This window comes from Flavobacterium pedocola (assembly GCF_053764385.1).
The window spans coordinates 743447-757925 of the sequence record NZ_JBSNCR010000001.1 but is presented as its reverse complement, the minus strand read 5'-3'; the positions used below and the strand labels follow the sequence as shown (position 1 = coordinate 757925).

The following is a 14479-nucleotide window of genomic DNA, read 5'->3' as shown; positions in this document are numbered from 1 at the left end:
GGTTAAGGATGCTTGATGCATAGGGTTAACGGACTTTTCTATTTAAAATCGATGGATGATAAAATATCATCTCTAATTATTTTGGTTTCACGGTTCTGAATATTGTAAAGCATGAAGATATAAACTTCGCCTACAGTATCTTTTCGTATGGCAAACACTTCACAGTTTTTATAGCCTTCCCCAAATTTAGATTTCGGCTCGAAATAGGACCATAAACCGTAATCGGCATTGAAATCGTCTTTCATGATCTCCGGGCCGAACTTTTTGACATCGGGATAATTTGGCAGCACAAACCCTGATGTGTTTAATAAGGCGGAAACAAAGAAATTATAGGTTAAAGGGTCTTTATCATAGGAAGGATCATTCTGATAGAAAATCTTATAAGGCTTCACATAAAACCGGGCTTCAAAACCCGTAGTCGAATCTTTTATGGCATATTGGTATAAATGCCCGTTGTCACTAATGACAGGTGTTTCATTGAATCCGCGTGGTGTTTTATAGGTAATATTGCACTCCGTCAACAGTTCCTTAAAATTATATTTTCTGAATTCTTTCTTTTGGGAATAGGAGGTAAGTGATCCAAAAAACAATAAGGCTATTGCGAGATATTTCATAGTGAGGTTTTAGCAGTTAAGCATGTTATAATGAGGCTTTGTGCATTTGATGCAATTTACGAAAAATATGCTTTGCGAAACAGGAATTTGGTAAGAAGAAAAGTTATTCAAATTGAGCGTAATACAGGACCCAATACAATGTAAACAAGCTAATTGCAAAGCTAAGATGAATTATAAGTGCGCCTCTATTATATTCACCATCCTTACGGGCTAACATGCTTATCAGGTGATAGAAGGTCATTCCGAAGCTGAGGATAAACACAAGAAGCAAAAATAAATGATTCAGTCCTGGAGCATGTCTTGGTTCTTCCAGAAATACCGTCAATGCTCCATAAATTAGGGAACAGATTCCGTAGTAAATTAAAGTATGCTGAATTCCTTTTTTCAATGTGACGGGATGGTATTTATAGTGTTTTTCAGGATTAATAGTATTCGTAATGTCTGTAATGAAATTCCTGTGCTCTTCGTAAATAAAAATTGTCTGTGATTAGTTCATTGAGTTCATCAACAGTTTTGTTCAACTCTTTGTTTCGTTCTGTTTTCTCTTTTCCTAATGTATTATAGTCAATTTTGCTTTCGTCGGCTATAAGTTGTCGGAGTGATTTTATATAAAGCTCTTTTTGTTTTGTTATATCATACGTTTTTTCAATGTGGTTTCTGCTTTGTGAATAGAGATAAACGGAATATTCGGCATAACCTAAAATTCTTGAATGCTGATGTCCAAAGTATGTTCCACCGTATTGAAATCGTTGAAAAAGAGAATTTATATTTTGATAGATGCCGATTAGCTTTTTCCTCACGGCGCTGTTGTTGTCAATTCCATTCTTTTGTTTAAGGAAATAGGCATACAAACCATAGTACGAGTCTTGACCAACTTCACTTCCAAAGTCACCACTATTTGCATTGCAATAATACAATTGGTTAGGTTCCTGAGTATATTCACTGTATAATTCCGGATGATTGTCAACTATAGCATTAAACTCGTCTTTGCCATATTTTAAAGTGTCACCATTTTCCGAAACAATCAATAAGGTGTCTTTGGTTGTGTAGTATTTTTTTGAAGCTGAAGAGGTTTCTTCTGTATTGGCTTCAGGAATAGTTTCCTCAGATTGATTAGTCTGATTTTTGCATCCTAATGTAGCCAAAAGTACTATATAGATAATGTTCTTCATAAAATTGCCAATAATGTCACGCCGGCTTTATAAATCGACTTATTTTTATTGCTGATTTTCAAATTTAGCGAAAAGTTTGATTGATTCCAGTTGGTTCTATTATGGACTGGCGCTAATCATTTTATAAAACCGCTGTTGTGCGCGGTTATATCAATTCCCCAAATATTTCTTGATTATATAAATACCCGCTTTCGTTTGGGAAATTACCCTTTGTATCTGGATAGATTAGTTGTAAATATTTGTAATCGTCACCGTCATAAAACCTATCAGTTGCGTAAACATGTTCACTCAGATTTTTGTTGTCAATTTCAATAAAATAGATTGGAAAATTAAAGTCCTCTGAGAACGAATCTAACTTTTTATTAATCGGGACAATAATATTCTTGAATTTCTTTGCATAGTCACCAACCATAGTGAATGATAAGTTTTGAGGCAAACCAGAAATAAAAATTTCAGGAATATTATAATTCTTGTAAAGACCAGTTGAGTAACAAAAAGAGGGACCCGCTTCATCTTCTAATACATAAGTAATATGAAACCCATACTTGGCTACGTTTTCTTCAACTTTAGAATGATATTTTTCAGACATAGTTTTTTAATAATCGCGTACAACCCACAAATATACCGAAATGTTAATCAGTGTTTTATTTTAAAGATTTTTGTTCAGCCATTTTTCAATTCCCTTAAACGTTTCTTCCGGATTTTCAATCCAGGGGAAATGTCCGGCTTTGTCGATCAAAAGCAATGCGGATTTGGGTAACGCTTTCTGTAATCGCTCTGCAAATTCCGGCGGATTGTTTGTATCGTAAATTCCGTTAACAATAAGCGTTTTTACTTTGATTGAAGGAAACTTTTCCTGAAAGTTCAAATACTGTAAGCGGTCATTTTCAGTTTCAGCAGGGAATTTTCCATTTATGGGTTTTCTTCGTCCGGCCGCTGCAATCTGTCTGACAACCGGTATTACTTTTTGAAAGCTTTTTTCATCGTAACACCACCACTTTACGGGCGCTTCGGAAATGTCTTTTCCGGTTGGGTCTGTTTTTGTTTTATGTTCGTTCATATAATCCCAGTCTTTAATAACCTGGGCGAACCACTTCGATTCTTTAACTCTTTTTGCTTCGGAAGTTCTTCTGCGCCGGATACTTTCTTCTTGTGTGCTAACATAACTTGTTCCGGTCAAAATCAAGCCTTCCACATTTTTAGGATACTTTAGTGCAAATTCCAAAGCAATGGCACTCTGGTCTGAATGGCCGAAAATCCAAATTTTATCAGCATTTAAATGTTTTCTCAGGTTCTCAATTTCATACACAACCGAATCTTGTTTGTAACCGTCAAGACTGTTTGGTGTCTGAGATTTTCCGGTTCCGCGCGGATCGTAATACACCATGGTGAATTTATCTTCCAAACGTTTTAATGTGGTTTGATACCCGATTTTTCCGGAGTTTAAATGTCCGGCAATCATAATTGGGCCTTTTCCGCGAATGGAATAACTGATTTTTAACCCGCCGATGGTTTCAAAGTAATCTCCTTTTTTTAAATTTTGAGCCTTTGAAATGGAGAAAAAGAGGAAAAACAGAATAAGGCTTAATGCTTTAGTTTTCAATTGAATATGGGTTTTGTAATGGCTTGTAATGTTCAGAAAACTTTGTGTCAGTCTATAGATGCTGCTGACACCTACAAATATACAGAAAATGCTGAAATATTTTTTAGACCACGGAAGCCAATCGTCAGTTTCAAAAAGGAAAAGAAATTGTTTAACGGTCTGGCCGAAGTTATTTTTTGAGTATTGAAACGGCAAGTGATTCTTTATTTAAGATATGCGAAAACCAAATCCCTTTGCCCCATGTGTTTTTTCCGAAATATTCATTTGGGTATTTTAAACTTAAAAGAGTGGCGGTTCTGCTTTTTAACCGTGCAATTTTTTGCTCAATGGAAGTTACATTTGATGACACAAGCATTTCTACGGAACTCTCGTCAATATGGAGCATTTCTATTTTTAAACCATCAATAATACGGTCACTGTTTTCCAGACACAGTTCTTCAATATCTTTTTTTAATTGTTTTCTTGCATTATCATTGAGCTGTAATCGATTGGTTTTAGGTTTTTTGTTTAAATAATTGGTTTGTAATTCATGTGAAAAGGTACAAGTGATATCATGGTTTTTTAATTCCAGATAGCAGTTCCTGATTTTTTCCCAATTACCATTTTTATCCCAAACCGGGTATTCTTCAAAAGTTGTCCAAATGATATGGAATAATTGATTGTTATGCATAAGATAGTGGTAAAAAAAACAGCAGTCAGAAGTCGACGGTTATTTAACTATAAATCGTTTTGGGAATTTCTGTGGCGCTTCAACTTCAAAATAGTCGTCAAAATCTTCCTCAGGTGTTGTTTCGTAGTAGTTGTTTAACTGAATCAGGAAGCTTTCAAGATTGGGAGCAATTACATTTCGATCGTTATCGCTTTTCCAGAATTCGAGTAATTGTCCTTTCTCGCCGGTAAAAATTCCGCTTAAATCATAACAGATATAACTGCCGCCGTCGTTGTCAAAAACCGGAAGCCAGTTTTCATTCCACCAGTTTTCGATTTCAAAATCGGTCCCGATCATGGCAGTAAGCTCTTTAGCGATTGCAAGCGACTGATTTAAAGGAATAAACATTGAATTGTTTACAAACGAGTCATAGCAATCGTCGCTTTGTCCGTTTTTCCATTGGTAAAGTGCTTTTAAATCATCAGGAATCTGAACCTTGAATTTTTCTTCCAGTTTCGTAATCGCAGTTTCGTCCAAAGGTTTTTTCAAACAGTTATAAAAATCAGGTCTTAACGTTGAAATATTGTTGTCCAGTTTTTGGATTGTTTTTGTCATATTGGGTAACTATTCATTTTCAAATGCATTATTTCTGAAGTTCAGCTTTTTAAAAGTATTCGCAGCATCAATGTTCCATCCTAAAGCAATAGCGTTTTCAATGGATTTCCTGATGAAAGCCGGAGTAATGCTTTTAGGTTCAAAATCTTCGGGTTTGTTTTCCGGGTCATTCGCATAAAACCAGGGATCAAAATGTCCAAAATCGATTTCCAGTCTGTTCGAATGGTTGTGTTCGGGCTTGATTTCGATTATAGTTGAAAACCGCCAATAGTATACCTTTTCAGCAACAACAATTTTTCGGAAGCCTTTTTTCTTTTTTGGAATCATTTGGATTGTGTTAAAACCGTTATTGTATCGGTTACTTGTTTACATATCTGACCACTTCATTTTTTAATTGTTTAAACCGTTGGAGGTGTTTTTCCGATGCCAGGCTTCCACAATTCCTAAAAGAACGATTCCTAAAAGAAATCCCTGAAGCACAATCAAAAGTAAACCGGTCGGGAAATAATCAAGCCATTCGTTGCTGTTGCCCGGAAAATAATCCCTGTGCAGGCTTGTGACATAGATTACAAACATTTCAAAATACCTTCCTATTTTTAAAAAAACTGCAATGCACAGTAAATACAAAGGATTTAAGCCAAGTTTTTTAAAGAACAACGTGTAGGGTAACAATACCGCACCGCTGAACATCAGCCAATATGACCACCAGTAAGGGCCTGTTGCACGTGAGGTATAATCGTATTCATCGGAATGCAACAAGAAGCCGACCAGGGAAACTAACAGATACAATGTGGTGTAACTAATTATGGTATATCGGACAACGTTGAATGCTTTACCGGTTTGAAATCTGTTTTTGAAAAATAAATTGGTTAGCAGTAACGTCACTATCAGGGAAGGCAGACAAAAAATTATATTAACATCTATGATATTTATTATTCTGTTGATGGTTTCCATGTTGTGAATCGGTATGTGAATTTTGTAAAGCTGTTAATTGTCAGGTTCTTGTGGAAATGTTTGTTATTCCGGAACACGAAATTCATCAAAATCTTTAATTTCTGAAAGGTCGACCAGTTTGCTTGTTTTTACATCACTCCATGTCTCTTTAAAGATGTCCGTTTCATCACTTTCGAAAGTGTTTTGCTGGCGTAATCGTTTCTTAGTTAAATAATTAACACTAACTGTACTTTCCACAGTGCCCCCCATATTATCGCTGGAATCATAACCGATAAGTTTAAAGCCAGGTTTTTGAAATCTGAAAGTGTACGTCCAATAGCCATTTCTGCCGTGTGCGTAATGGATGTACAGATTTCCTTTTTCAATGCTAACGGATAATTCAGGAGCATAATACGCGCCACCTTCTTCGTTTTCAGAAGCAAAGCAGTCCTCATTTTTTTCCGCCAGTTCGTAGTTGTTGTTTTTGTTGAACAAAACGATTAAACCTCTTCGGTTGCGGTCTAACAGGCCTCTGCGTTCATCATTGACGAATTTGGTTTTATCAGTGCCTTTAATGATAATGATACAATCTTCCGTTTTGTCTTTATTCAGGTCGCCGTAAATTTTTTCAAAAACCACATAACCGCTCGGGATAAAATCAGTTATGGTTTTTCTTTGGTGCGCTTCATTTTCAGGTTCTTCAGCGGTGTTTTGCGGAATGTTTTTATCGTGAGTTGCTGTTTGTTCAGTCTTTTGGTTACTGCAACTTGTGGTTCCGATTAACAGCAATAGTGTTGCTATTTTGAGGATGTGTTTATTCATGTAAACTATCGAATTGGACTTTTTTATCGTTGAAGTATCAGGTGTTTTTGGTTTATTGTTTCCGAAAAGTTTCGTTAATATTCCCATTTATAAAGGCTTGCGGTAGTTAGTTGAATTTTTTAAAGTTCTTGGTCCAATATTTTTCAATAAAGTCCCATTTATCCTCAAATGTAGGAATATGTTTTAAATAGGGAAGGGTTTTCACTAACGTCATTTCTTCCTTATCGGAATTAACAACTTTGTAGATTTTTATCACCTGTGGATTTTCTTTTATTGCCTCATCACAGCCTTGCCCGGAGATATAACCGTAATCGACTAATTTATTGTTTTCAATCTTGCTTAAATTGCTTTCCCAGTTCATATCTGCGCATCCGGCCCGATTGTACGAATAATAGAAGTTGGTTCCCTTTATCTTACGGACGTCAAGCCAACAGTCCTCAATGATTTTAAAAGTTTTTTGTTTGCTGTCGAATAAATAATTGTCACAGGCATTGGGGATTTTGCCCATAAAGAAAAAAACGCGGATATCCTGAAAACCATCTTCATTGATATCTAAAATTTCTGCTTCAGAGTAATAATCTTCTGCTTTCACGATGGTGTCGCCTTTCAGTGAAACTAAAGATATGAAGTGATCGTCCTCTATTGTCTGAAGATATTTTTGATTGTTGATGCGCAAAGTATCGGTTCTAATAACAGCTGTTTGTTTTTGAGTTTTCTCTTTAGATACTGTCTTGTTAACCGGAACTGCATCAACAGTTTTGTTAGCTGTTTTTGAGGTGCAGGCGATTAAAAGTGATGTTAGGAATAATAATAATAATATCTTCATGAAATGATTGTGCCTCGTTAGTAAAATTATTCGCTTAAGTAAGTATAAATGCTTTTTAAATCTGTGATTTTAAAGTTTTGTCTGGATAAAGTTAAATGATAATCAATTCCTAACTTTTCTAGTTTTGTTGTGTCAATTTTTACATTTTGATAATAAAGCCATTTATGCAAAAGAACTGAATCTTTGTTTCGCAATGCCGGGCCGGTCGTGGCAGCATCCAATTTATGACAGGCGGCACAACTACTGTTGAAAAGCTGCTTTCCCCTGAGTGTCATTTCGGATGATTTTTTTGTACCGCAAAATGTTCCGACAGATGTTGTTTCACCGACAATTTGTTCAGACTCATCAGAATAATTCCAAAACAAAACGCAAAATACGGTTACCGTAAAGAGTAAGAAGACACTGGACAGAAGCAGGATTCGGGTTGATAGTTTCTTGAATAATTTCATTAGTACCGTGTTTGTAAATTTGCTGTTGAATCTTGTCGTATCAGATCAGGATTAGCTTTTTCATTGTTTCTGGTTGTATTAAAGCTTTGGCGGTTTATATTGTTATCAGGTTAATCATTTTTATACCCGTAATAATCTGCATAATATTCTAAGCTGTCAATAATGTCCTGATCAATATCTTTTTGAGATTTTATATATTGCATCACATTTGAATAGCCATTGTAAAAAAGCCGGTCTTTATATAATCCGCAATTTGCATCAAAACTACTGTCATCATTTGCTGAAAGCAGCAGCAGTATATCTTCCAGGTTTTTATAAGTAGCCAGATAGTCATAACAATTGTGTAGCGTAGTGCTTAAAAATTCAGCTTCAGAGCAGTTCTCGATTTCCTGTTTAAGTAAATAGCGCAATATTTCAAGGTAATCGGTATCTTTTTTTTCAAAATTCGGATACAAAGACACAGCAATTTCTGCTCTTGTTTTTTCATTGAGATCGAACCCGCCATCCCAAGTGGTTAATTCGTCATCATTCCATTTGAATTCGATGAGTGACAGGATTTCCTGATTTGGAAGCGATGGCTTGGCGTTGTTTATTTCGGCTATTATTTTCTCTGACATTGGTTCCATAATTCGATTAATTAAATGTTGAGGGCGAAGGCTTTATAATAAACTTTCAGGAACTTCATACGTTGCTGCGTAAAGCAGGTTTTTCTTTTCTTTTTTGAAATCTTCAAATGCTTTGGTGTACCAGTCAGGATTAAACGGATCGTTCCCAAAATCTTCAAAGTTTGCAGCATTACTGAACTCGCCATCAGACCAGGGTTTAATACTGCATATGCCAAGATTTGAACTTTCAACTCTTTGTAAAACCGTTTGAAAATCATCTTCTGAAAAGTACGTTATGGCATCAGCATCAAAACCGGTGTTGCGATTCTTTAGTCCGAAAAAAACATGATTATCCAAATAGTTCTGTTTTGTCTGGGAATTATCTTCTGCTTTGTTTTGCTGAAACCTTTCGATATCGGATTTCGCCTTTTTCCCGTTTTGATACGCGTAGAAGGCCCCGATGAGTATTACAATTATAAAGAGGATTTGTTGTGTCATGTTTTACGATGTTGTCTAATGTTCCGGATGTTTATTTTATAACCCACATCAGCACATTTTTGTTTGACATTTTGAGCATTTCATCAATAACTTTCATGGAAGCATTTGAAACGGCAGGGCAGCCCCAACCTTCGGCGGTTCCGGCAGGATAAATTTCTTCGTCGGTTACTTCTTCCCATGAATGCAGCACGATCTGGCGTTGTTGGGCATTACTGTTGGTCAGGTCTTTTCCGTGCAGAAGATAATTGACGTTTATGCCCCAATTGCTGTAACCTCTTTTCCCGATTACATATTTCCCGACAGAAGAAGCATGCGATCCGTTTGTATTGCTTATTTCGGGATTTTCCTTTGAATAGTCTCTTCCCCAGGGATTATTTCCGCAGCCATGACTTACCATGAAAGCGTTGGTAATGGTGTCTTTTTTGAAGTCCCACACATAAAACCTTTTTAATCCGGAGTGTTTTTTCAGATCAATCAGGAAATAGAAATCGGTATTTAGTTTTTTGGCCTCACAAAATTTCTTTGCCTCTTCTGATTTCCTTTTTAAATGGGAAATGCTTACTTCGTTTTTCGGCTCGTTAAGTGCAACCAACTTCGCAGGCTCTTTTTCATTGTTGGGAATACAGGCTACTATCACCAGAAGTGACGCCACAAATCCTAATATAACCACTGCTTTTTTCATAAAGAAGGATTGGGTATTCTTTTAAATTTTGTAAAGTTTTCCGGTCTGTGGAACTGCTGTTTTATTCCAATTCCTGTCCGTTAATCAGTCTTTTAATATTGTCTCTGGTTTCGTTGTTAGGTTCAATATTTTTCAGATGATTTACTTCTTTTTCAATTACTGCAGACCAGTTTTCTTTTGTCCATTTATCTAAAACGCTGATAGCCATATTTCTATTACGTGTAACCGGACAACGGAGTCCGGTCAAGATTATTTTTTCTCCTTTCCCGGGATGGTTTTCCAGAAAAGTGATAGCATAATCTAAGCACATGAATTTGCCATAATTCTCGCCAATTCCCATGGAATCTTTAGGGCCTGTTCCCAACTCATCGTGCGGTAACTCCTTAACGGCAAAATCAATAATAAGATCGGCATGTTCCGGTTTTCCGTAAAATGTAACATCATACCACGCTGTACTGTCCAATGGGGTTTCCTGAAGTTTTTGCCACACGGTGTCCCAAAGGTCAATGCCAAGTAGTTCAGCCGCTTGTTTCGCTTCCCAGTAAAGCATTCCGTTTTTACTTTTTAAGCCATCATAAACTAAAGGTTTCCAGTCTCTGCCGTTCAGGATTTCCACAATATCAATTAGGCAGTTTGAAATTAAATCCTGGTTCCAGCCGTTATTGTTTTGTGCGTCTGCATCATTAAGCAAGTCCGTTAAAAACTCCTTGACTTTATGTAATAAATTAAAATCAGAGATGTCACTTAGGTGTTGTTTGGCATGTCGGACAAAATTTTCTATAACATTAGCCGCTTCGGTGTAATCGTAAATATCACCGGACGGACTGTGTTCAACCACAAGCGCACCAAGAATATCAACTGTTGATTTAAAAAGTTTGTAATCGATTTGTTCCGCTTCAAGTTTTGTATGTAATTCTCCGTAAACAGCACAGGTCATGGCTAAATACTCATACATAATGTTGTTTTTATAGCCATCGGTAAGCAGCCAGCTTTTAATGGGTTCTGCTACTTCCGGATGGGCTAATCTGTCGACGATTTGGATTTTTCCCCAGCCGTCAACTTTTTTGGCTAATTCCCAAAGGTCGTTTACCGGATCGTCAGATAAATTAATAATTGAAATGGCTGAATAAACTGTAAATTCATCATGCAACCCTAAAATCTTTATATCATCCAGAACCGTTTTATTCTGACATAACCCTAATATTGCGATACCTAATTTGACGGCGTTCCTGTTATCGGTCCTTATGGTTAAATCTTTCGCAAATTTGAATAAGTAAGGTTCTGTCGGTAAGGCTTCATCAACGATTGTATCCATAAATTGATCAATTATCCCAATCACGTTTTCGTTGTTGGAAACAATTTGATAAAACTCCTGTTCACTGAACTGATCTCCGCTTTTGGCAATGTTTTTCATGAGTTTTGACAGTTCTTTGATTCTCTTTTTTGAATCGTCTGAATCGTCTGCTCCAAAAAGGGAATCCATAAGGCCCGGTGCAAATCCTATTTTGTTTTCGTCTCTTTTTTCGTCCGGCAGGTCTTCGATATCGGCTTTTAAACAGTTGTTGCTGTCCAGGTTCGAAATAAGGAATTTCAGAATCGAGTCGTCTGTTCTCCATTCCTTAAATTCATAGGTTTCTTTTTTTTCAAATATATCTTGTAACCACTTTTTAATCATAAGTAATTGTCTTTATAGCGTTTATGGCTTTATTTTTTTATAATAATTACGGTTATGCCAGGTTTTTGAATCCCCAAAGATAAAGAGTAAAGCGCCCGAACTATGATAGACTTCTTCAATTATCAGGTTTTCTGCAGGGTCCATTCCCAGTCTGATTTTTTTAATGTCAACGCCTCCGAAAAGATAGGGAATCCCTTGATAGAGACGATTTTTATTTTCTAAATATAAATAACCGTCGGGTTTTATCTCATAGGGCAGTTTTAATTGCTTTATTATGTTTTTGTTTTTCAGATATTTTAACTCGATTTCCGCTTCGTTTTTTATTTCCAGTTTTAAGGAATAGTCGTGTAATTTGCTTAATTTTAATGTATCACGTACTACACGTCCATATTTTCTGTAAAACTTTATAAACGCATTATTAAACTCATTATTAAACTCATTATCGGAAAAAGAACCAGTAGAATCTATTGGATAAATACTGTATTCTCCATTGATTCTGCTTATTGACTGCTTATCAAATTTAGTTGGGTTTTTATACGATTGATGAAATTTTGTCGCGCATCCGATAAAAAAGAAGGATGTTATGGAAATGACCAATAAGCATAATTTTTTTTTCATTTTGTTTCGTCGGGTTACTGCAAAATACTGCATAACGTTTAAATTCGGTTGCTACTGTTTTATTCCTGACAGTCTGATAGTTGATAGGTAATGTTTTCATTATCCAAATAATTCTTCAGTTTATCAAGATATGCAAATGGATGAGGGCTTTCATACTGGCAGATATAAATTCCATCGGCTTCAAAAATGATACCCGTATTCGGCATTTTTCCTTTATTGGTGTCTTTTCGTAATTCCCAAATTTCCTGACCGTTGCATTCGTATTTCTTATCAAAAGTCTTTTCGTTCTGCACGATGTTTTTGATTGTTTTTACTTGTTCCGCGGTTAACCGTGTTACTATTTTATATTCAAATCCCATGCCGATTTTTTAAATATTTTTTTGTTTTGGTCGGGCAATCTTTTTGCTTTTCGTTAAAGAAATTATCCTGAATCGTTTTTAGTGTTATTTAAATTTCATTGGATTTGGCGTGTTTGTTACTGTTAAAACCATGGTCAGAGCGGTTTTATTGTCTGGTTTCTTAATTATTCCATGCTTCCGTTAAATAATGGTTGAATTTGCGTAACGTCTCTTTTTGGGAGGCATTACAGTCGGCACATTTCTGATTCAGTTTTGAAACAAAAGTGTTCACGATATTCCTGTCGTTTTCGTTTTCAAATTGCAGGGAAAATTCGAGCAGTACTATTTTGGACCAGGTTTTGAGATCATTGTCGGTGAAGCATTTTTTATTCTCGAAATAAGCAATAAAGTCCAAAGTGTTTGTTTCCACATAATTAAGCCCTGAATAGCCAAGGCCTTCTGCATAAGCGCCGTCCGCAATATTATAGGAATTGGTAATGACTTTGAAATAAAAGCTTCGTTCGTTTGTGTCTGAACTTTTTAATTTTTCAAAGTAGGCCAGAGCCGCATCATCATTTTTGGCTTTATTCTCGAATAACGCTTTTGCCAGTTTTGGTGTTTTTGGATCGTTCAGGAATTTTAGCAGGTCACAGTCATCCTGTAAAGCCGGAGTTGTTTCAGTCTGGATCTTTTTATCCTCAACAGTTTTCATTTCAGCTGAAGTGCTTTTTCCCTGCTCTTTGGTGTAAACCTGTTCGTTGTTTTTGCAACTGATCATGGAAGCTAAAAGTCCTAAAACTATAAATTTGGTCATTTCTTATAAGGTTGCTATTGTTGTTGAAAGTACATTTTGGATTGTTCTGAAACCGTCGATTTTACAAGTATCAGTCTAAATACAACGGGATTTTTTTAAACTTTTTTTTTAGTTTCCGCTTAATTTTTCTTTTGAATTTATTTCCTTTCAAATGTAAATCGCCCAATGATTTCATAGTGAAAAAGGAGTCGGGCAGTAGTATCATATTATTGTTTTCAATAGTCAAACCATGTAAACTGGTTAAGTTGCCAAAAGTATCAGGTAAAGATGAGAATTTATTGTTACTGAGATTTAAGTACCCCAGATTTGACAGTTTTGTGAATGTTGCCGGTAAAGACGCAATTAAATTGTTTTCGGCATATAACCATGAAAGCTTTTCCAGATTATCGATTCGTTCTGATAATCGTATTATAGTATTGTTATTAAGCCGAAGGGTTACTAAGTTGTTGCAGTCCCAGAATGTTTCCGGAAGTACTTCCAGTTTATTGGAGGAAGCATCAAGAAAGTACAGGTTTTTCAGATTGCCGATGGATTCCGGGAAATACTTTATTTTGTTGCCGTTAAGCCTTACCTGAACCAAATTACGGAGCACGCCAAAGTTTTCAGGAAGCTTTTCAAGTTTATTTAGACTTAACCCCAAATGAGTCAGGTTTACCAAATCACAGAAATTATCCGGTAAATGTTCAATATTATTGTAGTCTAAGTTAAGCTCAACCAGATTTTTCAGTTTGCAAACGGCTTCCGGTAAATATTTTAAATCTTTTGAAGATAAATTCAGCGATTGTAAATTTTCCAATTCTTCCAAACCTTTGAAATCCGTAACGGTTTTATCCCTTGACAGATTTAATTTCCGAACCTCTTTTGGGTTTTTTAACGCTTCCGCTAATGAGGTAAATTCTTCTAAATCGTTAGGAAGTGAGCTTCCTTTGGACATAGTTACCTGAGAATACAGCGAAGTGGTTGCTGCAAAAAACAGTGTGATTATATAAAAGAATGTTTTTTTCATTTCTGAATTACATGCGTGTAAATTATTAGGGAACTTTCTGAAGGTTATTCAACAATAAACACTAGCAAATGTTTTTGGTTTTTAAAAACGAGCGAACCTCAATTTCATTGTTCTTAAGACGATTCATCTCCTGTTGAAATTCTTTTTCATTCAATACTTGTAAATCAACATCAGTAATTCCCACAGGACCTGAATTCGTTTCCGTGATATAATACCCATTTGATAATTTTATATAAGCCGAAAATTCAAAATCAATTTCGTTATCGTAGTAGCAGAATAAAAAGTCTTCGATCTTTTGTCCGATGATTAAATTTCGCCATGCAGTATTATTCAGGAAACTCCCTGTATTGAACTTTGTGGTGTAGTATTCTAAAACCTCCGGGTTTAATTCCAGATAGTCATCATCGTCAAATTTTGGAATACCGATAAGTTTCCCGTTCGCCAGTTTTATAAACGAATCAAATGTCTGCAAACCATATTCATTCTCCTGAACATAATGAAATTTAAGTTCAGCAATTTCCTGGCCTATTACGTTTGATAATTTTAGTATTTCCATTTGA

At 35.8% G+C, this 14479-nt stretch carries 20 protein-coding genes; all 20 read right to left on the bottom strand.

The features are described from left to right. Positions 1–38: 38 nt before the first annotated feature. The 20 genes from ACWPKD_RS03800 to ACWPKD_RS03705 all read right to left on the bottom strand — a co-directional run bounded on the left by ACWPKD_RS03800 (position 39) and on the right by ACWPKD_RS03705 (position 14475). The gene (locus tag ACWPKD_RS03800) at positions 39–614 is read right to left on the bottom strand and encodes a hypothetical protein (RefSeq protein ID WP_455411350.1); all 576 of its coding nucleotides are present in this window, start codon (positions 612–614) and stop codon (positions 39–41) included. A gap of 422 nt (positions 615–1036) precedes the next feature. Beyond that, positions 1037–1786, bottom strand: coding sequence for a hypothetical protein (locus ACWPKD_RS03795; RefSeq protein WP_455411349.1), 750 nt, complete (start codon positions 1784–1786; stop codon positions 1037–1039). A gap of 145 nt (positions 1787–1931) precedes the next feature. Further along, positions 1932–2375: a DUF4262 domain-containing protein gene (locus tag ACWPKD_RS03790; RefSeq protein WP_455411348.1), complete on the bottom strand. Its 444-nt coding sequence runs from the start codon at positions 2373–2375 to the stop codon at positions 1932–1934. A 60-nt stretch (positions 2376–2435) separates the two neighbouring features. Beyond that, the gene (locus ACWPKD_RS03785) at positions 2436–3389 is read right to left on the bottom strand and encodes an alpha/beta fold hydrolase (protein WP_455411347.1); all 954 of its coding nucleotides are present in this window, start codon (positions 3387–3389) and stop codon (positions 2436–2438) included. 169 nt (positions 3390–3558) lie between these two features. Next, entirely contained in the window at positions 3559–4059 is a 501-nt protein-coding gene (locus ACWPKD_RS03780) for a hypothetical protein (protein WP_455411346.1), read from the bottom strand. A gap of 39 nt (positions 4060–4098) precedes the next feature. Next, positions 4099–4653 (bottom strand): SMI1/KNR4 family protein, encoded by a 555-nt coding sequence (locus ACWPKD_RS03775; protein ID WP_455411345.1) that lies wholly within the window; start codon positions 4651–4653, stop codon positions 4099–4101. A gap of 9 nt (positions 4654–4662) precedes the next feature. Then, the gene (locus ACWPKD_RS03770) at positions 4663–4980 is read right to left on the bottom strand and encodes a hypothetical protein (protein WP_455411344.1); all 318 of its coding nucleotides are present in this window, start codon (positions 4978–4980) and stop codon (positions 4663–4665) included. A 63-nt stretch (positions 4981–5043) separates the two neighbouring features. Continuing rightward, on the bottom strand, positions 5044–5607 hold the full coding sequence (locus ACWPKD_RS03765) for a hypothetical protein (RefSeq protein WP_455411343.1): 564 nt from the start codon (positions 5605–5607) through the stop codon (positions 5044–5046). A gap of 63 nt (positions 5608–5670) precedes the next feature. Beyond that, positions 5671–6408, bottom strand: coding sequence for a hypothetical protein (locus tag ACWPKD_RS03760; RefSeq protein WP_455411342.1), 738 nt, complete (start codon positions 6406–6408; stop codon positions 5671–5673). A 106-nt stretch (positions 6409–6514) separates the two neighbouring features. Next, positions 6515–7234 carry a hypothetical protein gene (locus tag ACWPKD_RS03755; RefSeq protein ID WP_455411341.1) on the bottom strand — a complete coding sequence of 240 codons (720 nt, stop codon included), beginning with the start codon at positions 7232–7234 and terminating at the stop codon, positions 6515–6517. 26 nt (positions 7235–7260) lie between these two features. Then, positions 7261–7599 (bottom strand): c-type cytochrome, encoded by a 339-nt coding sequence (locus ACWPKD_RS03750; protein WP_455411340.1) that lies wholly within the window; start codon positions 7597–7599, stop codon positions 7261–7263. Positions 7600–7793: 194 nt separating this feature from the next. After that, positions 7794–8309 (bottom strand): hypothetical protein, encoded by a 516-nt coding sequence (locus ACWPKD_RS03745; RefSeq protein ID WP_455411339.1) that lies wholly within the window; start codon positions 8307–8309, stop codon positions 7794–7796. Between the two features lie 33 nt (positions 8310–8342). Further along, entirely contained in the window at positions 8343–8786 is a 444-nt protein-coding gene (locus ACWPKD_RS03740) for a hypothetical protein (protein WP_455411338.1), read from the bottom strand. Between the two features lie 31 nt (positions 8787–8817). Next, on the bottom strand, positions 8818–9468 hold the full coding sequence (locus tag ACWPKD_RS03735) for a murein L,D-transpeptidase catalytic domain-containing protein (RefSeq protein ID WP_455411337.1): 651 nt from the start codon (positions 9466–9468) through the stop codon (positions 8818–8820). A 61-nt stretch (positions 9469–9529) separates the two neighbouring features. Then, positions 9530–11143 (bottom strand): hypothetical protein, encoded by a 1614-nt coding sequence (locus tag ACWPKD_RS03730; protein ID WP_455411336.1) that lies wholly within the window; start codon positions 11141–11143, stop codon positions 9530–9532. A gap of 21 nt (positions 11144–11164) precedes the next feature. Then, on the bottom strand, positions 11165–11761 hold the full coding sequence (locus tag ACWPKD_RS03725; protein ID WP_455411335.1) for a hypothetical protein: 597 nt from the start codon (positions 11759–11761) through the stop codon (positions 11165–11167). 59 nt (positions 11762–11820) lie between these two features. Further along, positions 11821–12120 carry a hypothetical protein gene (locus tag ACWPKD_RS03720; protein ID WP_455411334.1) on the bottom strand — a complete coding sequence of 100 codons (300 nt, stop codon included), beginning with the start codon at positions 12118–12120 and terminating at the stop codon, positions 11821–11823. Positions 12121–12280: 160 nt separating this feature from the next. Further along, positions 12281–12913, bottom strand: a complete 633-nt coding sequence (locus tag ACWPKD_RS03715; protein ID WP_455411333.1) for a hypothetical protein — start codon at positions 12911–12913, stop codon at positions 12281–12283. Between the two features lie 70 nt (positions 12914–12983). Then, positions 12984–13919 (bottom strand): leucine-rich repeat domain-containing protein, encoded by a 936-nt coding sequence (locus ACWPKD_RS03710; protein WP_455411332.1) that lies wholly within the window; start codon positions 13917–13919, stop codon positions 12984–12986. A gap of 61 nt (positions 13920–13980) precedes the next feature. Next, positions 13981–14475, bottom strand: a complete 495-nt coding sequence (locus ACWPKD_RS03705) for a hypothetical protein (protein WP_455411331.1) — start codon at positions 14473–14475, stop codon at positions 13981–13983. Positions 14476–14479: the final 4 nt, after the last annotated feature.